This is a genomic window from Pseudomonas brassicacearum subsp. brassicacearum, assembly GCF_008801605.1.
In the GTDB taxonomy this organism is placed as follows: domain Bacteria; phylum Pseudomonadota; class Gammaproteobacteria; order Pseudomonadales; family Pseudomonadaceae; genus Aquipseudomonas; species Aquipseudomonas brassicacearum.
The window spans coordinates 82,305-103,090 of the sequence record NZ_VZPJ01000002.1 but is presented as its reverse complement, the minus strand read 5'-3'; the positions used below and the strand labels follow the sequence as shown (position 1 = coordinate 103,090).

20 protein-coding genes are annotated in these 20,786 nt (G+C 62.0%); 11 read left to right on the top strand and 9 right to left on the bottom strand.

The annotated features are described in order from the left end of the window. Positions 1–228 precede the first annotated feature (228 nt). The 3 genes from F7R20_RS06260 to F7R20_RS06250 all read right to left on the bottom strand — a co-directional run bounded on the left by F7R20_RS06260 (position 229) and on the right by F7R20_RS06250 (position 3,118). A complete protein-coding gene (locus tag F7R20_RS06260; protein ID WP_003196274.1) occupies positions 229–996 on the bottom strand; it encodes a TerC family protein in 768 nt (255 codons plus the stop codon). Between the two features lie 61 nt (positions 997–1,057). Further along, positions 1,058–2,365, bottom strand: a complete 1,308-nt coding sequence (locus F7R20_RS06255; RefSeq protein WP_003196275.1) for a CitMHS family transporter — start codon at positions 2,363–2,365, stop codon at positions 1,058–1,060. 426 nt (positions 2,366–2,791) lie between these two features. Beyond that, entirely contained in the window at positions 2,792–3,118 is a 327-nt protein-coding gene (locus tag F7R20_RS06250) for a DOPA 4,5-dioxygenase family protein (RefSeq protein WP_003196276.1), read from the bottom strand. Between the two features lie 84 nt (positions 3,119–3,202). Between F7R20_RS06250 and F7R20_RS06245 the strand changes: the two genes are divergently transcribed. Continuing rightward, on the top strand, positions 3,203–3,862 hold the full coding sequence (locus F7R20_RS06245) for an NAD(P)-dependent oxidoreductase (protein ID WP_003196278.1): 660 nt from the start codon (positions 3,203–3,205) through the stop codon (positions 3,860–3,862). A gap of 38 nt (positions 3,863–3,900) precedes the next feature. Here the strand turns inward: F7R20_RS06245 and F7R20_RS06240 are convergent, their stop codons facing one another. Beyond that, entirely contained in the window at positions 3,901–4,851 is a 951-nt protein-coding gene (locus tag F7R20_RS06240; protein WP_003196280.1) for a choline sulfate utilization transcriptional regulator, read from the bottom strand. Positions 4,852–4,965: 114 nt separating this feature from the next. On the opposite strand from F7R20_RS06240, the gene betC reads away from it, so the two are divergent. The 3 genes from betC to F7R20_RS06225 all read left to right on the top strand — a co-directional run bounded on the left by betC (position 4,966) and on the right by F7R20_RS06225 (position 9,174). Further along, a complete protein-coding gene (gene betC / locus F7R20_RS06235) occupies positions 4,966–6,480 on the top strand; it encodes a choline-sulfatase (RefSeq protein WP_003196282.1) in 1,515 nt (504 codons plus the stop codon). A 15-nt stretch (positions 6,481–6,495) separates the two neighbouring features. Continuing rightward, on the top strand, positions 6,496–7,416 hold the full coding sequence (choX, locus tag F7R20_RS06230) for a choline ABC transporter substrate-binding protein (protein WP_003196284.1): 921 nt from the start codon (positions 6,496–6,498) through the stop codon (positions 7,414–7,416). Positions 7,417–7,605: 189 nt separating this feature from the next. Continuing rightward, positions 7,606–9,174 (top strand): SulP family inorganic anion transporter, encoded by a 1,569-nt coding sequence (locus F7R20_RS06225; protein WP_003196286.1) that lies wholly within the window; start codon positions 7,606–7,608, stop codon positions 9,172–9,174. Between the two features lie 130 nt (positions 9,175–9,304). Here the strand turns inward: F7R20_RS06225 and aroE are convergent, their stop codons facing one another. Next, positions 9,305–10,126 (bottom strand): shikimate dehydrogenase, encoded by an 822-nt coding sequence (gene aroE, locus F7R20_RS06220; protein ID WP_003196288.1) that lies wholly within the window; start codon positions 10,124–10,126, stop codon positions 9,305–9,307. 13 nt (positions 10,127–10,139) lie between these two features. Beyond that, on the bottom strand, positions 10,140–11,054 hold the full coding sequence (gene hemF / locus F7R20_RS06215) for an oxygen-dependent coproporphyrinogen oxidase (protein WP_003196290.1): 915 nt from the start codon (positions 11,052–11,054) through the stop codon (positions 10,140–10,142). A 163-nt stretch (positions 11,055–11,217) separates the two neighbouring features. On the opposite strand from hemF, the gene F7R20_RS06210 reads away from it, so the two are divergent. Beyond that, complete coding sequence (locus tag F7R20_RS06210; RefSeq protein ID WP_003196292.1) at positions 11,218–12,195, top strand: NADPH:quinone reductase; 978 nt, start codon at positions 11,218–11,220, stop codon at positions 12,193–12,195. Between the two features lie 202 nt (positions 12,196–12,397). On the opposite strand, the gene F7R20_RS06205 is transcribed toward F7R20_RS06210, so the two are convergent. The 3 genes from F7R20_RS06205 to F7R20_RS06195 form a co-directional block, all read right to left on the bottom strand. Next, positions 12,398–12,955 carry an L-threonylcarbamoyladenylate synthase gene (locus tag F7R20_RS06205; RefSeq protein WP_003196294.1) on the bottom strand — a complete coding sequence of 186 codons (558 nt, stop codon included), beginning with the start codon at positions 12,953–12,955 and terminating at the stop codon, positions 12,398–12,400. Positions 12,956–13,016: 61 nt separating this feature from the next. Continuing rightward, the gene (dprA, locus tag F7R20_RS06200; RefSeq protein ID WP_003196296.1) at positions 13,017–14,111 is read right to left on the bottom strand and encodes a DNA-processing protein DprA; all 1,095 of its coding nucleotides are present in this window, start codon (positions 14,109–14,111) and stop codon (positions 13,017–13,019) included. A gap of 80 nt (positions 14,112–14,191) precedes the next feature. Next, complete coding sequence (locus F7R20_RS06195) at positions 14,192–15,217, bottom strand: LysM peptidoglycan-binding domain-containing protein (RefSeq protein WP_003196298.1); 1,026 nt, start codon at positions 15,215–15,217, stop codon at positions 14,192–14,194. A 169-nt stretch (positions 15,218–15,386) separates the two neighbouring features. Here F7R20_RS06195 and def point away from each other — a divergent pair, with 169 nt between their 5' ends. The 6 genes from def to F7R20_RS06165 all read left to right on the top strand — a co-directional run bounded on the left by def (position 15,387) and on the right by F7R20_RS06165 (position 20,781). Then, the gene (def, locus tag F7R20_RS06190; protein WP_003196300.1) at positions 15,387–15,893 is read left to right on the top strand and encodes a peptide deformylase; all 507 of its coding nucleotides are present in this window, start codon (positions 15,387–15,389) and stop codon (positions 15,891–15,893) included. 71 nt (positions 15,894–15,964) lie between these two features. Then, positions 15,965–16,924, top strand: coding sequence for a methionyl-tRNA formyltransferase (fmt, locus tag F7R20_RS06185; RefSeq protein ID WP_003196302.1), 960 nt, complete (start codon positions 15,965–15,967; stop codon positions 16,922–16,924). Continuing rightward, a complete protein-coding gene (rsmB, locus tag F7R20_RS06180) occupies positions 16,921–18,231 on the top strand; it encodes a 16S rRNA (cytosine(967)-C(5))-methyltransferase RsmB (RefSeq protein WP_003196303.1) in 1,311 nt (436 codons plus the stop codon). Before fmt ends, rsmB begins: the two co-directional genes overlap by 4 nt. Before the next feature lie 24 nt (positions 18,232–18,255). Continuing rightward, positions 18,256–19,629, top strand: coding sequence for a Trk system potassium transporter TrkA (gene trkA / locus F7R20_RS06175; protein WP_003196305.1), 1,374 nt, complete (start codon positions 18,256–18,258; stop codon positions 19,627–19,629). A 141-nt stretch (positions 19,630–19,770) separates the two neighbouring features. Continuing rightward, on the top strand, positions 19,771–20,082 hold the full coding sequence (locus tag F7R20_RS06170) for a tetratricopeptide repeat protein (protein WP_003196306.1): 312 nt from the start codon (positions 19,771–19,773) through the stop codon (positions 20,080–20,082). A 252-nt stretch (positions 20,083–20,334) separates the two neighbouring features. Continuing rightward, on the top strand, positions 20,335–20,781 hold the full coding sequence (locus F7R20_RS06165) for a hypothetical protein (protein ID WP_027912890.1): 447 nt from the start codon (positions 20,335–20,337) through the stop codon (positions 20,779–20,781). Positions 20,782–20,786: the final 5 nt, after the last annotated feature.

Genomic DNA, 20,786 nt, shown 5'->3' with positions numbered 1-20,786 from the left:
CAGCTAAAGAATCGTTTGAAACAAAACCGTCATAAAAATACATTCCTCGAAAACACCCAAAACCCTTGTGGGAGCGAGCTTGCTCGCGATAGCGGCCTGACAGCCAAAGAAGATGTTGGATGTCATGGCCTCATCGCGAGCTCGCTCCCACAGGTTTTGCATCCGGCCACTTTTTTGCGGGCATGAAAAAGGGGCTCCAAGAGCCCCTTCATTCATTGCCCTATACCGTTACTGACCCGGCATATCCTTGCGCAGTTTCACCGGGTCCTGCTGCTTGCGCTTGCGTGCAATCGCAGTGCGCATCTTGATGTTGATGGCTTCCACCGCCAGGGAGAACGCCATGGCGAAGTAGACGTAGCCTTTTGGCACGTGCACGTCGAACGACTCGGCGATCAGCACGGTACCGACCACCAGCAGGAACGACAGCGCCAGCATCTTCAGCGACGGGTGCTTGTCGATGAACTCGCTGATGGTGGCCGAAGCCAGCATCATCACCAGCACGGCGACGATGATTGCCGCGACCATGACCGGTACATGGGAGACCATGCCGACGGCGGTAATGACCGAGTCCAGGGAGAACACGATGTCGATGATCGCGATCTGGATGATGGTGTAGATGAAGTTGCCGCCCTTGCCCGAAGGTTCGTCGCTGCTTTCATCTTCGCCTTCCAGTGCGTGGTACATCTCCTGGGAGCTTTTCCACAGCAGGAACAGGCCACCGAAGAACAGGATCAGGTCACGACCGGAGATGCCCTGGCCGAACACTTCGAACAAATCGGCGGTCAGGCGCATGACCCAGGTGATGGACAGCAGCAACAGGATCCGCGTGACCATGGCCAGCGCCAGGCCGAAGATCCGGGTGCGCGCCTGCATGTGCTTGGGCATGCGGCTGACCAGGATCGAAATCATGATGATGTTATCGATGCCCAGGACAATTTCCAGGGCGGTCAGGGTAAAGAAGGCAACCCAGATTTCCGGGTTGGTCAGCCATTCCATGTGAGTTCCTTTGAGCGAGTGTTAGGCCGCGCCGCTGATGGCGGCGCAGCGGGCATTGCTTTTATAGAGTGCTGAACAGCGGAAAAATCCCCATCAGCAAGGCGGCGAACATTATGCACAGGCAAACCAGTACTGCCCACTTCAGGGTGAAGCGCTGGTGGTCGCCGAACTCGATTCCGGCCAAGGCTACCAGCAGGTAGGTCGACGGAACCAGCGGACTTAACAGGTGGACGGGCTGGCCGACGATGGAGGCACGGGCCATTTCAACGGCGGTGATGCCGTAATGGCTGGCTGCCTCGGCGAGAACCGGTAACACCCCGTAATAAAATGCATCGTTCGACATGAAGAACGTGAACGGCATGCTCACCAGCGCGGTAATCACTGCCAGGTACGGGCCGAGGAAGTCCGGGATCACTGCCAGCAAGCTCTTGGACATGGCGTCGACCATGCCGGTGCCGGACAGGATACCGGTAAAGATACCGGCCGCGAAAATCAGCCCGACCACCGCCAACACGCTGCCAGCGTGGGCCGCAACGCGGTCTTTTTGCTGTTGCAGGCAAGGGTAGTTGACGATCATCGCGATACTGAAGGCCACCATGAACAGCACCGGCAGTGGCAACAGGCCGGCGATCAGGGTGCCCATCAGGCCCAGGGTCAACGCGCCGTTGAACCAGATCAGCTTCGGACGACGGGCGTCCGGGAACTGGGAAACGCTGATTTCGCTGTGGTCGATTTCATCGCCGACCAGATGCAATTCACCCAGGCGTGCGCGCTCACGCTTGCCGTACATGTAGGCAATCAGCAGGATCGCCACCACACCGGCGGCCATCGCCGGAATCATCGGCACGAAGATGTCGGACGGGTCCACGTGCAGGGCACTGGCGGCACGGGCCGTCGGGCCGCCCCACGGGGTCATGTTCATCACGCCGCCAGCGAGGATGATCAGGCCAGCCATGATGCGTGGGCTCATGCCGATGCGGCTGTAGAGCGGCAGCATCGCGGCCACGCAGATCATGTAAGTGGTCGCGCCGTCACCATCAAGGGAAACGACGAGCGCCAGAACGGCGGTACCGACCGAAACTTTCAACGGGTCGCCCTTGACCAGCTTGAGGATCTTGCGCACGGCCGGGTCGAACAGGCCGGAGTCGATCATCAGGGCAAAATACAGAATCGCGAACATCAGCATCACCCCGGTCGGGGCGAGCTTGGTGATGCCTTCGAGCATCATCGGGCCGATTTTCGGCGCAAAGCCACCGAACAGGGCGAACAGGATCGGGATGATGATCAAGGCGATCAGCGCGGACAGGCGCTTGGTCATGATCAGGAACATGAACGTGATGACCATGGCAAAGCCAAGGAAAGTCAGCATAGGAAATACTCCAGGCGTGGCGCGGCGGGCAAAGGCGAACCGGACAGGTCAGCGCAGGATGCAAGGCTCGGGACGGACGAATGGAGTGGGTGCAGCGGGACGGGTAGCAGCGGACATCAGAATCACCATTGTTGTTGTTAAAAGGGCCGAACGAGCCATGAAAACTCGCTTTGGCCGACCGGTCTTTTGCCGGTAGTGGGGGTGATCCTAATCGCGCTAGCTTTCAGCAAGCTTTCGTTGCAGACAATGGAGTTTTTCTGTGGGGCAAAGCTTATCTGTGGGAGCAAAATTTATCTGTGGGGCAAAGCTCACCTGTGGGAGCAAAGCTTGCTCGCGATAAAGACGTCGCGGCTCTCAAGTGGGAGTGTGTCAACTACATCGCGAGCAAGCTTTGCTCCCACAGAAAATCGGTGCGCCACCGGTCAATCAAAACGCCGAAAGATCCAACGGCCGCACCGCCCCCATCCAGATCGCATGTTCGGTATGGTCGATCAGGTCATCGCCGGTCTCGGGGTGCAGGAAAATCACCAGGCCTTTGCGATTGAGCGCCAGCCATGGCAAGACCACGCCGATGTACTGCGGGTCGAACGCCAGCTGACAGCTCCAGTCCGGATGCGGGCCGACCGGGCGTTGGTGGACGCAGCCCATTTTCAGTGGAAACAATTGCGCCGCTTCCTTGCACAGGGCCCGCGCCTGGTCGAGGGTTTGGGCGTCGAAATACACGTGGGCGTGGTAGCCCTTGATCCGCTGCATCTGTCACTCCTTGAAAAGAGGCCGAACCCTCGCCGTTTGCCGCGGGTCAGAGCCTTTACACGCGGGATAAAGAGGAACACAGCCATGAAAAACGCCGAAACCCCGGTCATCAAAGTGGTGCTCTATGGTGCCATGAGCAGCCTCGGCAGTGCGTTGATGGCTGAAATGCTGCGGCGCCAGCACGAAGTCATCGCTATTCTCGACGATCTTACTGCCCTGGCTCCCCGCCCGGGCCTGCGGACCAAGACCGGTGATCTGTTCGATCCCGAGCGGGTCAAGCAAAGTGTTGCCGGTGCCAGCGCCGTGGTGTGTCTGCTGAACGCGCCGGGGCTGCCGATGAACAGCGAACAAGTGGAGCGCACATTGATTCCCGGCCCGGTGGAGCAAGTATTGGCCGTGGATGCACTGATCGCCGGCATGCAGGCGGTGAATATTCCCCGGCTGTTCCTGGTGGGCGACTTTGCGATGCTCGACGAGGAGCCGACGGACGACGATTTGCAGCGCCATGCCGCCGAAGAAGTGCTCGATGCCCTGAAGAACAGCACCTTGCAGTGGACCTTGATCAACGCACCCTATGCCGCACCTGGCCTGGGCATCGAACATTTCAGCCAGGTCAGCACCAGCCTCGAACCCGGCATGGCCGAATCCCTGGAGCGACTCAACCGGGTCGCGGTCGGCATCGCCGATGAGCTGCGCCTGAACCTGCACGTGGGCGAGCACGTCAGTTTTGTCGCCGCCATGTAGGAGCTGCCGAAGGCTCGGGCCGCGTTCGGACGATCTTTTCAAACAGCAATGGAAGGCAACGGTAGCCCCGTGAGCGATTCGGCACTGTTGACCTGTTCTTCCATCAGCCAATCGACGAATTGCCTGATCAACACACCGCGGCGTTTACGCTGGGGCAAGACCACGTAATACCCCAGCCGCGAGAGCACAGTTTCAGCGATCGGACGACACAGCAGCCCCTGAGCCAATAAGTTATCCACAAGGTGCCGCCAGCCGATGGCGACGCCCTGGCCGCCAATCGCGGCCTGGATGAGTAGCGTGTAGTTGTCGAAGCGCAACTGCCCTGGGGCCGGTGGTGACGTGATGCCCAGCTCGCGGAATACGCCGCTCCATTCGAACCAGCTGTTGCTGTTGCCCGCACGCAGGTGCAGCAAGGGAAACTCTGCCAAGGCCTGGGCGGACAAGGGCAGGGGACGATCCTTGAGCAGCAGCGGGCTGCACACCGGAAAAACTTCTTCGCTGAACAGCCAGCGACTTTCGCCTTGTTTGAAGCGACCGTCGCCGAACAATACGGCAACGTCGATATCGGTGCGCAGCATGTTGTGGTTGCGTTCGCTGGTCACCAGGCTGACGTCCACCTGCGGGTTGGCGGCGTGAAAGCGATGCAGGCGCGGCATCAGCCAGTAGGCGGCAAAGGCGAAGTCCGTGGCCACCTGCAACACCTCATGCTGGTGTTGGGCGGTGATCGCGCTCAGCCCTGCATCGATGCTTTGCAAGCCGGCCTGTACTTGTTCAAACAGGATCGTCCCGGCCTCGGTCAGTTCGATGCCGCGGTAGATGCGGTCGAACAACCGCGTACCCAGTTGCTCTTCCAGGCGCTTGATCTGCTGGCTGATGGCCGGTTGCGTGGTGCCCAGTTCAATCGCCGCCGCGGTAAAGCTTTGTTGGCGCGCCGCGGCTTCAAAGGCGCGGAACAGTTCCAGGGACAGGTTACCCAGGGCGTCATACATAAGCTGTGCTTATCCTAGTCATTATCCTGCATGGGCTTTACCCCAAAACCCGGGGGCTACATGCTCAATCGCAGCAATGTCGCATAACTGCCTACTATGGAATGCCGCGAATACATGAAGCGCAAGAACATTCTTTTCATCATGGCCGATCAAATGGCCGCGCCAATGTTGCCGATCTACGGTCCTTCGCCGATCAAGTTGCCGAACCTGTCGCGCCTGGCCGCCGAGGGCGTGGTGTTCGATGCCGCCTATTGCAACAGCCCGCTGTGCGCACCGTCGCGTTTTACCCTGGTGAGCGGCCAGTTGCCGAGCAAGATCGGCGCCTACGACAACGCGGCGGATTTCCCTGCGGACGTGCCGACTTACGCCCACTACTTGCGCCGCCTCGGCTACCGCACGGCGCTGTCCGGCAAGATGCATTTTTGTGGGCCGGACCAACTGCACGGCTACGAAGAACGCCTGACCAGCGACATTTACCCGGCCGACTACGGCTGGTCGGTGAACTGGGACGAGCCGGACGTGCGGCCGAGCTGGTACCACAACATGTCGTCGGTGTTGCAGGCCGGGCCGTGCGTGCGCACCAACCAGCTGGATTTCGATGAAGAAGTGGTGTTCAAGGCACAGCAGTACCTGTTCGACCATATCCGCGAGGACGGCGACCAGCCGTTTTGCCTCACCGTATCGATGACGCACCCACACGATCCGTACACGATTCCCAAGGCGTTCTGGGATTTGTATGACGACAACGACATTCCTTTGCCGCAGACCCCGGCGCAAAAGGCGCTCGACCCACATTCCCAGCGGCTGCTGAAGGTCTATGACCTGTGGGACAAGCCACTGCCTGTGGATAAGATTCGGGATGCCCGCCGCGCCTATTTCGGCGCGTGCAGCTACATTGACTGCAATGTCGGCAAGCTGCTGCAGACCCTGGAAGACACTGGTCTACTGGACGACACGATCATCGTGTTCTCCGGCGATCACGGGGACATGCTCGGCGAAAAGGGCCTCTGGTACAAAATGCACTGGTTCGAAATGGCTGCCCGCGTACCGTTGCTGATCAGTGCGCCGGGGCAGTTCGCCAGCGGCCGGGTGAGCGCGGCCGTGTCCACCGCCGATTTGCTGCCAACCTTGGTGGAGCTGGCCGGCGGCACGCTGGAACCGGGCTTGCCGCTGGATGGCCGTTCGCTGGTGCCGCATCTGCAAGGGCAGGGCGGGCATGACGAAGTCTTCGGTGAATACATGGCCGAAGGCACCATCAGCCCGTTGATGATGATCCGTCGTGGCCCGTGGAAATTCATCTACAGCGAAGATGACCCGTGCCTGCTGTTCGACCTACGCAACGATCCCAAGGAACTGGAAAATCTCAGCCAATCCCCTGAGCATCAAGTCCTGTTCGCCGATTTTCTCGCCGAGGCGCGTGTCAAGTGGGACATCCCGGCTATTCATCAACAGGTGCTCGCCAGCCAGCGTCGCCGCCGTTTCGTCGCCCAGGCGCTGACCCTGGGCAAACTCAAGAGCTGGGATCACCAGCCGCTGGTGGACGCCAGCCAGCAGTACATGCGTAACCACATCGACCTCGACGATCTGGAGCGCAAGGCCCGTTATCCACAACCCTGCCAAAACCAATAACGTAAGGGGCAAGCCATGCAAAAGTTATCCACAGTACTGACCGCTGGGCTGTTGGCGTTGAGCAGTGTTTCGGCCTGGGCCGAGCAAAGCTGCGAAACGGTGAAGATGGCCGACCCGGGCTGGAGCGATATCGCCGCCACCAATGCCATCACCGGCTTCCTGCTGGACGGGATGGGCTACAAGGCCAAGGTCGATACCCTCGCGGTGCCGATTACCTTCGGTGGCCTCAAGGATGGCCAGGTGGATGTGTTTTTGGGTAACTGGATGCCGGCACAGCAGGGCTTTTATGACAAGTTCGTGGCCAATGGCGACGTCACGCAACTGGCCAAGAACCTGGACGGCACCGAATTCACCCTGGCGGTCCCGGACTACGTCTGGGATGCCGGTGTGCATAACTTTGCCGACCTGAACAAATTCGCCGACAAGTTCGACAAGAAGATCTACGGCATCGGCTCCGGCGCCCCGGCCAACCTCTCCCTGAAAGAAATCATCAAGACCAATGACTTCGGCATGGGCGAGTGGAAACTGGTGGAGTCCAGCGAGCAGGCGATGCTGGCGGAAGTCTCCCGGGCGGTGAAGAAACAGAAATTCGTGACCTTCCTCGGCTGGACCCCGCACCCGATGAACGTGCAACTGAAAATGCACTACCTCAAGGGCGGCGAGAAATACTTCGGCGACACGGGCAGTGTCTACACCCTGACCCGCAAAGGTTATGCACAGGCCTGCCCGAACGTGGGCAAGCTGCTGACCAACCTGAGCTTCACCCAGGACATGGAAAACAGCATCATGGCCGAGGTGGTGAACAACAAGGTCAGCAACGCCGATGCGGCCAAGGCCTGGATCAAGGCCAACCCGGCGGTCCTGGATAAATGGCTGGACGGTGTGAAGACGATGGATGGCAAGGATGCGCTGGCGGCGGTGAAGGCCAAGCTCTGACGGCGGAGCACTGTCGCAAGGGGATTATTGTGGGAGCAAGGCTTGCCCGCGATGAAGACAACTCGGTCTTTCAGAGACCGAGGTGCCTATTTCGCGAGCAAGCTTTGCTCCCACATAAATCCCCTCGCCACAGGGAGAACAGTGCCTTGTCCTGATACCCTTGCTTGCAAACCCCATCCTTGAGGCCCCATGGCAATCCCCACGCGCCGTTCACTCTTTCCCTTCCTGAGCTGGCTGCCCCGGCAGACCCGCGCCAGTGTCGGCCGTGACCTGATCGTCGGCCTGAGCGGCGCGATTCTCGCGTTGCCGCAGTCCATTGCCTACGCCCTGATTGCCGGTTTGCCACCGGAGTACGGCTTGTATGCGGCGATCGTGCCGGTGCTCATCGCCTGCCTGTGGGGTTCGTCGTGGCACCTGATCTGCGGCCCCACGGCGGCGATTTCCATCGTCTTGTACGCCACCGTCAGTCCGCTGGCCGTCCCCGCCAGCCAGGACTACATCACCTTGATCCTGCTACTGACGGTGTTGGCGGGCATTTTTCAATGGTTGCTGGGACTGCTGCGTTTCGGTGCGCTGGTGAATTTCGTCTCGCATTCGGTGGTGCTGGGTTTCACCCTGGGCGCGGCGGTGGTGATTGCCCTGGGGCAGTTGCCGAACCTGCTGGGCCTCGACCTGCCGAACGAAGCCACGGCGTTGAGGGGGCTGCTGATGCTGGTCGACCACATCGGGGCTGTGGATAAGCCATCGCTGCTGCTGGGCTTGGGGACCCTGGTCCTGGGCGTGGTGCTCAAGCGCCTGCTGCCGCGTTGGCCGAGCCTGTTGATAACTTTAGTCATCAGCAGCCTGGTGGTCTGGTTGTGGCCGGCGATGTTCGCGCATGTGGCGTTGGTCAGTGCCTTTGCCGGGCGCCTGCCCCCGCTCACGCTGTTGCCGTTGGACCTGGAGCTGATCCTGCGCCTGCTGCCCGGGGCGGTTGCGGTGGGCATGCTCGGGCTGGTCACCAGCCTGTCCATCGCCCGCTCGCTGGCGGTACGTTCCGGGCAATTGCTCGATGCGAACCAGGAGGTGAGGGCGCAGGGGCTTTCCAACATCGTTGGCGGATTTTTCTCCGGATCATTGTCGGCCGGTTCCTTTACCCGTTCCGGCCTCAGCTATGACGCCGGGGCCTGCTCGCCCCTGGCCGGGGTGTTCTCGGCCTTGTGGGTGGCGTTGTTTGCGGTCGCCGGGGCGAACCTGATTGCGCACATTCCGATTCCGGCCATGGCCGGCAGCATTTTGTTGATCGCCTGGGGACTGGTGGACCACCGCGGTATCCGGGCGTTGTACCGCGTGAGCCGCGCCGAATTCGTGGTGATGAGCCTGACCTGCCTGGCCACGTTGCTGCTGGAGCTGCAAACCGCCATCTACGCCGGCGTACTGGCCTCGCTGTTCTTTTACCTCAAGCGCACTTCACAGCCGCGGGTGCAGCATTTTCGCGAAGGGGAGGCGGAGATCCTGCGGGTCGGCGGCTCGATCTTTTTCGGCGCCAGCCATTACCTGCAAGCGCGCCTGCAACGGTTGCAGGCGCAGCGGGTGGTAATCGATGCCCAGCAGATCAACTTCATCGATTATTCCGGGGTGGAAATGCTCCACCAGGAAGCCCGGCGCCTGCGCAGCCAGGGCCGTAGCCTGACCTTGCGCATGGCCCGGCCCCAGGTGGTGGAGGAGTTGTTGAAGCTGGAGGGGGCGCAGAAGTGCCCGATTCACTTCGAAGACTGAAAAGGCTCAGGCACACAAAACATGGCGCAAGAGGACTTGTGGGAGCAAAGCTTGCTCGCGATGAATACCACGCGGTCTTTTTGGAAACCGAGGCGCCTGCTTCGCGAGCAAGCTTTGCTCCCACAGGAGCTTAAAGCGCCAGTTGGCGGCGCAGTTCGGCAAGTACTGGCGCGGTGTCCGGGCGTACCCCGCGCCACAGGTAGAACGCTTCGCCCGCCTGTTCGGCGAGCATGCCCAGGCCATCCATTGCCACCGCCGCGCCGTGTTCCTTGGCCCAACGGCAGAACGAGGTCGGTTCCTTGCCATACATCATGTCGTAGCAAACCGTCTTGCCGGGCTCGATCAGGCTGGCGGCAATCGGCGGTACATCCCCCGACAGGCTCGCGGAGGTGGCGTTGATGATCAGGTCCACCGGCTCTTGCAGCCAGTCGAACCCGCTGGCGGAAACCGGGCCCAGGTCGGCGAACAACTCGGCCAGCAATTCGGCCTTTTCCACCGTGCGATTGGCGATGATCACCGAGGCCGGCGCTTCGGCCAGCAGCGGCTCCAAGGCACCGCGCACTGCGCCGCCGGCCCCGAGCAACAGGATGCGCTTGCCCTTGAGGCTGAAGCCGGCGTTGACGGTCAGGTCCCGGACCAGCCCGGCGCCGTCGGTGTTGTCACCCAGCAGGCGACCGTCGGCCAGTTTGCTCAACGTATTGACCGCCCCGGCCCGCTGGGCCCGCTCGGTCAGGCTGTCGGCCAGGCGGAAGGCGTCTTCCTTGAACGGCACCGTGACGTTTGCCCCACGTCCCTCGCGGAAAAATTCTCGGGCGCAACCGGCGAAATCCTCCAAGGGCGCCAGCAGCGTGCTGTAGTCCAGGGTTTGCCCGGTCTGCTCGGCAAACAGGCGATGGATCAACGGCGACTTGCTGTGGCCGATCGGGTTACCCATTACAACGTAGCGGTCCATGGATAATCCTCGTTCAGGCCGTCGCCAGCCAATCGCGATCCTGCAGGAAGTACTCGGTCAGCCGCGCTTCTTCGCTGCCGGGTTCGGCTTTCCAGTCGTAGCCCCAGCGCACTTGCGGTGGCAGGGACATCAGGATCGATTCGGTACGTCCACCCGATTGCAGCCCGAACAGGGTGCCGCGGTCGTAGACCAGGTTGAATTCCACGTAGCGCCCACGACGGTATTCCTGGAATTCCCGCTGTTTGGCGGTGAACGCGTCGTGCTTGCGGCGGCGCACGATCGGCAGGTAGGCATCGATGTAGGCGTCGCCGATGGCGCGGATGAAGGCGAAGCAGGTGTCGAAATCCCACGCGTTCAGGTCGTCGAAAAACAGGCCACCGATGCCTCGGGGCTCGTTGCGATGCTTGAGGTGGAAATAGCTGTCGCACCAGGCTTTGTAGCGCGGGTACACCTCGGGGCCGAATGGCGCGCAGGCCTGCTCGGCGACACGGTGCCAATGGACGCAGTCTTCCTCGACGCCGTAGTAAGGCGTCAGGTCGAAGCCGCCACCAAACCACCAGACGGGTTCTTCGCCTTCCTTTTCGGCGATGAAGAAGCGCACGTTGGCGTGGGAGGTTGGCACGTGCGGGTTGTGCGGGTGGATCACCAGCGACACACCCAAGGCTTCGAAGCCGCGCCCGGCCAGTTCTGGCCGATGGGCGCTGGCTGAGGGTGGCAGGCCGCTGCCGAAGACGTGGGAAAAGTTGACGCCGCCCTTTTCGATCACCGTGCCGTTCTCGATCACCCGCGTGCGACCGCCACCACCGGCCGGCCGGGTCCAGGCATCTTCGACGAAGCGAGTGCCGCCGTCTTCGGTTTCCAGGGCGGTGCAGATACGGTCTTGCAGGTCGAGCAGGTAGGCTTTCACGGCCTCGGTGCGAGTGGACATGACATCACCTTGATCAGGGCTACGCTACGCGGCGTATGGCGGGCCGGTGGCAAATGGGCGCACAGGATACCACCGCACTTGCCCACACCACAGTTGACGACGGTCAAGCTTAGGAGTCCGATAGCAGGCTTGGTAAAAGTCCTGCGACAAGGAGAAAGTGAAGATGGCCAAACGTATCCAGTTCAGTTCCCACGGCGGTCCCGAAGTGCTCGAGTACGTCGATTACTCGCCTGCCGAGCCCGGCCCGCAGCAGGTGCGCGTCAGCAATAAGGCGATCGGCCTGAATTTCATCGACACCTACTACCGCAGCGGTCTTTATCCGCCACCGGCATTGCCATCGGGCCTGGGTGCCGAGGGCGCGGGCGTGGTCGAGGCGATCGGCTCGGACGTCAAGCGGTTCAAGGTCGGCGACCGAGTGGCGTACGGCAGCGGTCCGCTGGGGGCCTACAGCGATGTGCATGTGTTGCCCGAGGCCAACCTGGTTCATCTGCCCGAATCCATCAGTTTCGAACAGGCGGCCGGCGTGATGCTCAAGGGCCTGACCGTGCAATATCTGCTGCGCCAGACCTATGAACTCAAGGGCGGCGAAACCATCCTGTTCCACGCCGCTGCTGGTGGTGTGGGCTCCCTGGCCTGCCAGTGGGCCAAGGCCTTGGGCGTGAAGCTGATCGGCACCGTCAGCTCGCCGGAAAAGGCCGTCATCGCCAAAGCCCACGGCGCGTGGGCAACCATCGACTACAGCAAGGAAAACGTCGCACAGCGGGTGCTGGAATTGACTGACGGCAAGAAGGTGCCCGTGGTGTACGACGGGGTTGGCAAGGACACTTGGTTGACCTCCCTGGACAGCGTCGCCCCCCGTGGCCTGGTGGTGAGCTTCGGCAATGCTTCAGGTGCGGTGGACGGTGTGAACCTGGGGATCCTCGCGGCCAAGGGCTCGCTCTACGTCACCCGCCCGACCCTGGCGACTTACGCCAACAACGCCGAAAACCTGCAGCGCATGGCCGACGAGCTGTTCGGGATGATCAGCAGCGGCAAGATCAAAGTGGATATCAACCAGCGTTATCCATTGGCGGAAGCGGCCAAGGCTCATACCGAGTTATCGGCGCGGCGCACGACGGGGTCGACCGTTCTCCTGCCTTGAATTACAGGGTGTTTGTGATGGCCTCATCGCGGGCAAGCCATGCTCCCACAGGGTATGTTCTGTGGAAGTAGGCCATGTTCCCACAGAGTATGTTCTGTGGAAGTAGGCCATGCTCCCACAGGCCATGCTCTGTGGAGGTAGATCTCCCACAGGTTTTACTCTGTGGGAGCAAGGCTTGCCCGCGATGAACGATGACGCGGTATCAGTCCGGGCGCACGACCTTGCCAGTAGCCAGGTCGCGAATCACGCTGGGGTTCTTGCGCCCGCCCAGGTTGCCGCCCAGCACCAGGTCGATCTGCCCGCGGAAATACTGCTCGACGCGAATCCGCGTGCGCGCCGCCGGGCGTCCTTGGGGGTTGGCCGAGGTGGACACCAGCGGCCCGACCAGCGAGCACAAGTCGCGCACGGTGGGATGATCGCTGACCCGCAGGGCGACGGTGTCGTGCACCCCGGTGATCCATTCCGGCAGCAGGTTCTGGTGCGGCACCAGCCAGGTATTGGGCCCCGGCCAGGTGCTGGCCATGCGGTCCATCCAGGTATCGGGGAAGTCTTCGAACAGGAAGTCGAACTGGTGGATGTTGTCAGCCACCAGGATCAGGCCTTTGTCGGGCAGCCGCGACTTGATCGCCAGCAGGCGTTCCACCGCCTCCTCGTTCCATGGGTCACAACCCAGGCCCCAGACCGCTTCGGTTGGATAGGCAATCACCGCCCCGGCACGAATTTCTCGCGCGGCTTGTTGCACACGCCAACTGTTGACCATGAAAGATTCTCCCGCAACGCAAATAAGGCTGTGGGCAGTTTACCGATCTTCCCCATAAAACCTAGCGTGCAAACCAGCGTCCGTTGTCGCAGGTGGCGCGTCCTTCCATCTCCAGTTCGGTCAACGCCGCCAGCACTTTGGGCAAGCCCCAGCCACTGGCGTCGGCCAGCGCCTCACTGCTCAGCGGCGCGGCATGCAGCAGGCGCAGCAGCGGATGGGTCACGGGCACGGGCTCCGAGGCCGGCGGCAACCGCTGCCAACCGCGCAGCGCTTCGAGGATATGCTCGACGGTTTCCACCAGCGCCGCACCGTCGCGGATCAGTTGATGGCAGCCTCGGGCCCCGGGGTGATGGATCGATCCAGGAATGGCGTACACCTCGCGACCCTGTTCCGCCGCCAGTCGCGCGGTGATCAGTGAGCCGCTGGCGACACTGGCCTCTACCACCAGCACGCCCAGGGACAAGCCGCTGATGATCCGGTTGCGCCGCGGAAAGTTGCTGGCGTGGGGCGGTGCGTCCAACGGGAACTCCGACAACACCGCGCTGCCCTGGGCAATCATCGCGTCCGCCAGCCGACGATTGCGCTGTGGATAAAAATTTTCCAGACCGGTGCCCAACACGCCGACGGTGCGCCCGCCAACATCCAGCGCCGCCTGATGGGCCGCCGCATCGATGCCCAGGGCCAGGCCGCTGGTGATGACAAAACCGGCCCCGGCCAGGCTTCGGGAAAACGCCGCCGCAGTGTCCATGCCGGGGCGTGATGCCCGCCGACTGCCGACCATCGCCAGCTGGGGTTTTTCCAGGATCGAGGTGTCGCCAGCGACGAACAGCAGCGGCGGCGCATCGCTGATCTGCGCCAGCAGCGCCGGGTAGTCGGGTTGGTCCCACATCAGTAAATGCTGGCCCGCACGCTCCAGCCAGGCCAATGCATGGGCGGCGCCGTCACGCACATCCGGGTTGCGCCGCGCCTCGGCACAGGCCAGCGGCAAGCCCAGCGCGCGCCAGGCGCTGGCCGGTGCACTGATGGCCTTGGAGGCCGAGCCGAAGGCCTCCATCAGCGTCATGAAACGTTTGGGTCCCAGCTCCGGCAAGCGGTGAAGGCGTAGCCGGGCCTCCAGTTCCGCAGGGGAAACCGGCGTAGATTCAGGTAATGACATGCGATCATCCTTGACCGTTATAAGCCCCGTACAAACGGGAACAAGCTGTGGATAACTCTGTTGGTAACTTGTGAGACCCGTTACGGATTACGGACCTTGTCGAGCACCGCCAACGAGCGCGATGCGTACAGCACCAGGCCATAGCTGAGCTTGTCGTAGGTGCGGAAAACCATCAGCAGGCCGGCGCGCTCATCGGGGATCTTCACCCGCTCGCCCGTAATGCGGTCGCGTACGGTTTCACCGGTCTTCATCACCGCCAGCACATTGCCTTCGGCCAGCCCGTCGCGCCGGCCCTTGTTCAGGGTGACCACGTCCAGCGCGCCGATCTGGGTCACGCCTCGCGGCACGTCCAGGATCAACCCGTGGATGTCCGATTTCGGCGCGCTGGGCATGAACGTCGAGTTGATCGAGCGCTCTTCGCCGCTGAACAAACGATCACCCAGGCGCACTTCCTGGGTGGTGCGTTGCAGGGCCAGGGTAGTGACATCGCCCTCGGTGGCGACCACCTCGCCGCCGCCGATGTCGTCGGCGTTGATGCCCAGGAATTCCTTGGTCTCGGGGTCGGTGTAGACCTTGCCCTGGCGAAAGATGCCGTACGCCGTCTGGTTCGCATCGAACGAGCCACGGGCAAAGACTCGATCCCCCATGCCACTGAGCACCCGTTCGGCATTGCCGGCGACGACGTAGGGGGCCTTGTTGAAATCCTCAGGCGTGTCGACGATGCGGTTGCTCAGCAGGAAGCTGTTGATGGCTTGCAGTGGAATGCTCGGGATGGCGTCGGCCACTGGCGAGCTGCGAATGCGCGGCGACAGCTTGATGGTGCCGCGCGAGGCGCCGCGATTGAGGGTCAGGCGCGGCTGGCCGTTGACGTAGACCAGCGACAGGGTGTCGCCCGGATAAATCAGGTTGGGGTTTTCGATCTGCGGGTTGGCCTGCCACAGCTCGGGCCATTTCCACGGCTCGCGCAGGTACTTGCCGGAAATGTCCCACAGCGTGTCCCCCGTCACCACCGTGTATTGCTGGGGAAAACCTTCCCGAAGTTGCACTTGCCCGTGCGCGATCCCGGCCGAGGCCAGGAGCAGCAGGGCGAGTAGTGATTTCCTCATGCGGTGAATCCCTTTATTATGTGCGTTCGCGTAAAACGCCAGAGCCCCCGTGGCTCGCTGCTTAAGGAGCTATTCTCCACAAGAGCAACGTTTTACAACGGTAGCCTGCATCCCAAGACACGCCAGGCCAGCCACCCGACTTTACCTCACACGTGCATTTATCAAGCTTATGGCCATTTTGAACATTCTCGAATTTCCGGACCCGCGCCTGCGCACTATCGCCAAACCAGTGGCCGTAGTGGACGACGAAGTGCGTCAGTTGGTCGATGACATGTTTGAAACAATGTATGAAGCGCCAGGCATCGGCCTCGCCGCGACCCAGGTCAACGTGCACAAGCGTATCGTCGTCATGGACCTCTCCGAAGACCGCAGCGAGCCGCGGGTGTTCATCAACCCCGAGTTCGAAACCCTGACCGACGAGATGGACCAGTACCAGGAAGGCTGCCTCTCGGTGCCGGGCTTCTACGAAAACGTCGACCGCCCACAGAAGGTCAAGATCAAGGCCCTGGACCGTGACGGCCAGCCATATGAACTGATCGCCGAAGGCTTGCTGGCCGTGTGCATCCAGCACGAGTGTGACCACCTCAACGGCAAGTTGTTCGTGGATTACCTGTCTACCCTCAAGCGTGACCGCATCAAGAAAAAACTGGAAAAACTTCATCGCCAGAATGCTTGATGCCCCCCTTCAAAGGCTTGCCGCGGCAAGCCTTTTTCTTTTTGCGACTGCTTTGTAATTGAGAGCTACCCATGACTGAGCCAATGCGCATCGTCTTTGCCGGCACTCCCGAATTTGCCGCCGAACACCTCAAGGCCCTGCTGGCCAGCCCCCACGAAATCGTCGCGGTCTACACCCAACCGGACCGGCCGGCCGGTCGCGGGCAAAAACTGATGCCCAGCCCGGTCAAGCAACTGGCCCTGGAGCACGGTATCGAGGTGTTGCAGCCGCCGACCCTGCGCGATGCACAGGCCCAGGCCGAACTGGCGGCGCTCAAGCCAGACTTGATGGTGGTGGTCGCCTACGGCCTGATCCTGCCCCAAGTGGTGCTGGATATCCCGCGCCTGGGTTGCATCAACAGCCACGCCTCGCTGCTGCCGCGCTGGCGCGGTGCCGCGCCGATCCAGCGCGCCGTGGAAGCGGGCGATGCCGAGAGCGGCGTGACCGTGATGCGCATGGAAGCCGGCCTGGACACCGGGCCAATGCTGCTCAAGGTCAGCACCCCCATCAGCGCCGAAGACACCGGTGGCAGCCTGCACGACCGTCTCGCGCTCATTGGCCCGCCGGCCGTGGTCGAGGCGATTGCCGGCCTGGCCGCTGGCACCTTGGAAGGCGAAGTGCAGGATGACAGCCTCGCCACCTACGCGCACAAACTGAACAAGGACGAAGCCCGCATCGACTGGAGCTGCCCAGCCGTTGAGCTGGAGCGCCTGGTGCGGGCCTTCAATCCTTGGCCGATCTGCCACAGCACCTTGAACGGCGAAGCCCTGAAAGTGCTGGCGGCCAGTTACGCCGAAGGGAAGGGCGCACCGGGTGAAATCCTCAGCGCCAGCAAGGATGGCCTGGTCGTGGCCTGCGGCGAGCAGGCGTTGTGCCTGACGCGCTTGCAACTGCCCGGTGGCAAGGCACTGAATTTCAGCGACCTGTTCAACAGCCGCCGTGAGAAATTTGCCGTCGGCACTGTGCTCGGCCAAGCGACGGACGCCTCATGAACCCGCGTCTGGCCGCCGCCAAGGCACTTGCCGCCGTACTCAGTGGCAAAGCCTCCCTCAACAGTTCCCTGCCGACCCAACTGGACAAGGTCGAAGACCGTGATCGCGGTTTCACCCAGGACCTGGCGTTCGGCACCGCCCGTTGGCAGCCGCGGCTGTCGGCCCTCGCGGCGAAGCTGTTGCAGAAGCCGTTCAAGGCCGCCGATGCCGACGTCGAGGCGCTGCTGCTGGTGGGGCTCTATCAACTGCTCTACACCCGCGTCCCGGCCCACGCCGCCATCGGCGAAACCGTGGGCTGCGCCGACAAGCTGAAAAAGCCCTGGGCCAAGGCCCTGATCAATGCCGTGTTGCGCCGCGCCCAGCGGGAAAGCGAAACCCTGTTGGCCGAGCTGGAGCACGACCCGGTGGTCCGCACCGCTCACCCGCGCTGGCTGCAGAAATCCCTGAAGGCGTTCTGGCCCGAGCAATGGGAAGCCATCTGTGCGGCCAACAATGCCCATCCACCGATGATCCTGCGGGTCAACCGTCGCCACCATACCCGCGACGCCTACCTGGCGTTGCTGGGTGAGGCGGGCATCCCGGCCATCCCGTGCCAGTACAGCCGCGACGGCATCGTCCTGGAAACCCCGGGCGATGTGCGCGCACTGCCGGGCTTTGCCGAGGGCTGGATCAGCGTCCAGGACGAAGCCGCGCAACTGGCCGCTGACCTGCTGGAGCTGGCGCCCGGCCAAAGGGTGCTGGACGCTTGCTGCGCGCCGGGTGGCAAGACCTGTCACATCCTCGAGGCCGAGCCGAAGCTGGCCGGCGTGGTGGCGGTGGATCTGGAAGCCAAGCGCCTAGTGCGCGTGAAGGAAAACCTCGAACGCCTCGGCCTGGAGGCCGAGCTGATCGCCGCCGATGGCCGCGACACCGCGACCTGGTGGGACGGCAAGCCGTTCCAGCGCATCCTCCTCGACGCGCCATGCTCGGCCACCGGCGTCATCCGCCGCCATCCGGACATCAAGCTTACCCGCCAGCCGGACGACATTGCGGCGCTGGCCGTGTTGCAGGGCGAACTGCTCGATGCCCTGTGGCCGACCCTGGAAGTGGGTGGCATGCTGCTCTACGCCACCTGCTCGACCTTGCCGACCGAGAACACCGAAGTGATCGAAGCCTTCCTCGCCCGCACCCCAGGCGCCCGGGAGCTGGACATTGCCAGCCAGGCCGGCCTGAAGCAGCCTCACGGCCGGCAGTTGCTGGCCCAGGAAGGCGGTCACGACGGGTTCTACTACGCCAAGCTGATCAAGATCGCCGCCGCACGCGGTTAAGACCGATTCGATAGGAGTGACTGGATGAAAATCATCATCCTCGGCGCAGGACAAGTCGGCGGTTCGCTGGCGGAACATCTGGCCAGCGAGGCCAACGACATCACCGTGGTCGACACCGACGGCGAACGCCTGCGCAACCTCGGCGACCGTCTCGACATCCGCACCGTGCAAGGTCGCGGGTCGTTGCCGACGGTGCTGCGCCAGGCCGGCGCCGACGATGCCGACATGCTCGTGGCCGTGACCAACAGCGATGAAACCAACATGGTCGCCTGCCAGGTCGCCCACACGTTGTTCCACACCCCGACCAAGATCGCCCGGGTGCGCGAAGCGTCCTACCTGACCCGCGCCGACCTGTTCGACAACGAAGCGATCCCGGTGGATGTGCTGATCAGCCCCGAGCAGGTGGTGACCAACTACATCAAGCGCCTGATCGAGCACCCCGGCGCCTTGCAGGTGATCGACTTTGCCGAAGGCAAGGCGCAACTGGTGGCGGTCAAGGCCTACTACGGCGGGCCGCTGGTGGGCCAGCAACTGCGCCAGCTGCGCGAGCACATGCCGAATGTGGAAACCCGCGTTGCCGCGATTTTCCGCCGTGACCGGCCGATCCTGCCCCAGGGCGACACGGTGATCGAAGCCGACGACGAGGTGTTTTTCATCGCCGCCAAGGCGAACATTCGCGCGGTCATGAGCGAAATGCGCCGCCTGGACGAGAACTACAAGCGCATCGTCATCGCTGGCGGCGGGCAGATCGGCGAGCGCCTGGCCGAAGCCATCGAAAGCCGCTACCAGGTCAAGATCATCGAGATGAACCCGGCGCGCTGCCGCTACCTCTCCGACACCCTCGACAGCACCGTGGTATTGCAGGGCAGTGCTTCGGACCGCGACCTGCTGTTGGAAGAAAACATCGCCGACGCCGACATCTTCCTGGCCCTGACCAACGACGACGAAGCCAACATCATGTCGTCGCTATTGGCCAAGCGCCTGGGGGCGAAGAAGGTCATGACCATCATCAACAACCCGGCCTACGTCGACCTGATCCAGGGCGGCGACATCGACATCGCCATCAGCCCGCAACTGGCAACCATCGGCACCTTGCTGGCCCACGTGCGCCGCGGTGACATCGTCAGCGTCCACTCCCTGCGCCGCGGCGCGGCCGAAGCCATCGAAGCCATTGCCCACGGCGACGCCAAATCCAGCAAAGTGATCGGCAAAGCCATCCGCGACATCGGCCTGCCGCCAGGCACCACCATCGGCGCGATCATCCGCGACGAAGAAGTGCTGATCGCCCACGACGACACCGTTATCCAGACCGGCGACCATGTGATCCTGTTCCTGGTGGACAAGAAACACATTCGCGATGTCGAGAAGCTGTTCCATGTGGGGTTGAGTTTCTTCTGACCACCACGGATCGTTCCCACGCTCTGCGTGGGAATGCCTCTACGGACGCTCTGCGTTCGGCTCTTGAGGGGACGCAGAGCGTCCCGGGCTGCATTCCCACGCAGAGCGTGGGAACGATCTTAGTCATGAGGAGTTTTTAAAATGCTCGATTCCCTGGAAAAAATGCTCGCCAAGGGTGTGGACAACGCCCTGCTACGCTTCGGCCTGGGCAAGGGCTACCTCGACCTAGGCGAATTCCCCCGAGCAGCCGAACACCTCCAACGCTGCGTCGAATTCGACCCCAAATACTCAGCCGCCTGGAAACTCCTAGGCAAGGCCCACCAAGGCCAAGGCAACCTACCGGCAGCCCGCCAAGCCTGGGAACAAGGCCTTGAAGCCGCCCGAGCCCACGGCGACAAACAAGCCGAAAAAGAAATGACCGTGTTCCTCAAAAAACTGGATCGCCATCCCTGAACGCCACGCACCTGTGGTGAGGGAGCTTGCTCCCGCTTGAGTGCGCAGCACTCACAAAAAAGCCCACCCCGTTCTCAATACCAGCCCGCCAAGCAGCCAACGCACAAAACCCCTGTGGCGAGGGGATTTATCCCCGCTGGGCTGCGCAGCAGCCCCAAACTGCCAATGCGGTTTGTCTGATAGACAGGAAACTAACAGAGATTTTCTTCTTAATAGAGGCCACCGATTTTTACCAAATCTATGGAGTGGATAATGACGAGCGAAAATAGAGAATTGAGTCCGGATCTTCACTCGCAAATTAAGAAATTCAGTAGTGACGGAGATCTGCTGGCTGAGTCAGGCCGCTTTGAGGAAGCAGTAGCCCAATATAACAAGGCGTGGGCATTAATCCCTTCCCCAAAAAATGATTGGGAGGCTGCAACCTGGATCCTGGCGGCTATCGCTGACGCTTGCTTCCTATCCGGATTTACGACCTCCGCTCGCGAAGCTTTGCAGTACGCAATGACTTGCCCTGGCGGGATTGGAAATCCTTTTTTGCACCTGCGTCTTGGACAGGTTTTGCTCGATGATGGTCAAGATGACCGTGCAGCAGATGAGCTGATGCGCGCATACATGGGAGCTGGCCCACAGATTTTCGCCGCGGAAGACGCCCGCTACTTGGCTTTTCTCAGGACACGTGCTGATCTTGACGCAGGGTGAAAAAG

Excerpts from the sequence above, each read along its gene's own strand:
- F7R20_RS06210 (WP_003196292.1), top strand. The coding sequence starts at position 11,218 with ATGGCCAAACGTATCCAGTTCAGTTCCCACGGCGGTCCCGAAGTGCTC.
- betC (WP_003196282.1), top strand. The coding sequence starts at position 4,966 with ATGAAGCGCAAGAACATTCTTTTCATCATGGCCGATCAAATGGCCGCG.
- F7R20_RS06260 (WP_003196274.1), bottom strand. The coding sequence starts at position 996 with ATGGAATGGCTGACCAACCCGGAAATCTGGGTTGCCTTCTTTACCCTG.
- F7R20_RS06225 (WP_003196286.1), top strand. The coding sequence starts at position 7,606 with ATGGCAATCCCCACGCGCCGTTCACTCTTTCCCTTCCTGAGCTGGCTG.
- fmt (WP_003196302.1), top strand. The coding sequence starts at position 15,965 with ATGACTGAGCCAATGCGCATCGTCTTTGCCGGCACTCCCGAATTTGCC.
- trkA (WP_003196305.1), top strand. The coding sequence starts at position 18,256 with ATGAAAATCATCATCCTCGGCGCAGGACAAGTCGGCGGTTCGCTGGCG.
- F7R20_RS06255 (WP_003196275.1), bottom strand. The coding sequence starts at position 2,365 with ATGCTGACTTTCCTTGGCTTTGCCATGGTCATCACGTTCATGTTCCTG.
- dprA (WP_003196296.1), bottom strand. The coding sequence starts at position 14,111 with ATGTCATTACCTGAATCTACGCCGGTTTCCCCTGCGGAACTGGAGGCC.
- def (WP_003196300.1), top strand. The coding sequence starts at position 15,387 with ATGGCCATTTTGAACATTCTCGAATTTCCGGACCCGCGCCTGCGCACT.
- F7R20_RS06205 (WP_003196294.1), bottom strand. The coding sequence starts at position 12,955 with ATGGTCAACAGTTGGCGTGTGCAACAAGCCGCGCGAGAAATTCGTGCC.
- F7R20_RS06165 (WP_027912890.1), top strand. The coding sequence starts at position 20,335 with ATGACGAGCGAAAATAGAGAATTGAGTCCGGATCTTCACTCGCAAATT.
- rsmB (WP_003196303.1), top strand. The coding sequence starts at position 16,921 with ATGAACCCGCGTCTGGCCGCCGCCAAGGCACTTGCCGCCGTACTCAGT.
- hemF (WP_003196290.1), bottom strand. The coding sequence starts at position 11,054 with ATGTCCACTCGCACCGAGGCCGTGAAAGCCTACCTGCTCGACCTGCAA.
- F7R20_RS06250 (WP_003196276.1), bottom strand. The coding sequence starts at position 3,118 with ATGCAGCGGATCAAGGGCTACCACGCCCACGTGTATTTCGACGCCCAA.
- F7R20_RS06240 (WP_003196280.1), bottom strand. The coding sequence starts at position 4,851 with ATGTATGACGCCCTGGGTAACCTGTCCCTGGAACTGTTCCGCGCCTTT.
- choX (WP_003196284.1), top strand. The coding sequence starts at position 6,496 with ATGCAAAAGTTATCCACAGTACTGACCGCTGGGCTGTTGGCGTTGAGC.
- F7R20_RS06170 (WP_003196306.1), top strand. The coding sequence starts at position 19,771 with ATGCTCGATTCCCTGGAAAAAATGCTCGCCAAGGGTGTGGACAACGCC.
- aroE (WP_003196288.1), bottom strand. The coding sequence starts at position 10,126 with ATGGACCGCTACGTTGTAATGGGTAACCCGATCGGCCACAGCAAGTCG.
- F7R20_RS06245 (WP_003196278.1), top strand. The coding sequence starts at position 3,203 with ATGAAAAACGCCGAAACCCCGGTCATCAAAGTGGTGCTCTATGGTGCC.
- F7R20_RS06195 (WP_003196298.1), bottom strand. The coding sequence starts at position 15,217 with ATGAGGAAATCACTACTCGCCCTGCTGCTCCTGGCCTCGGCCGGGATC.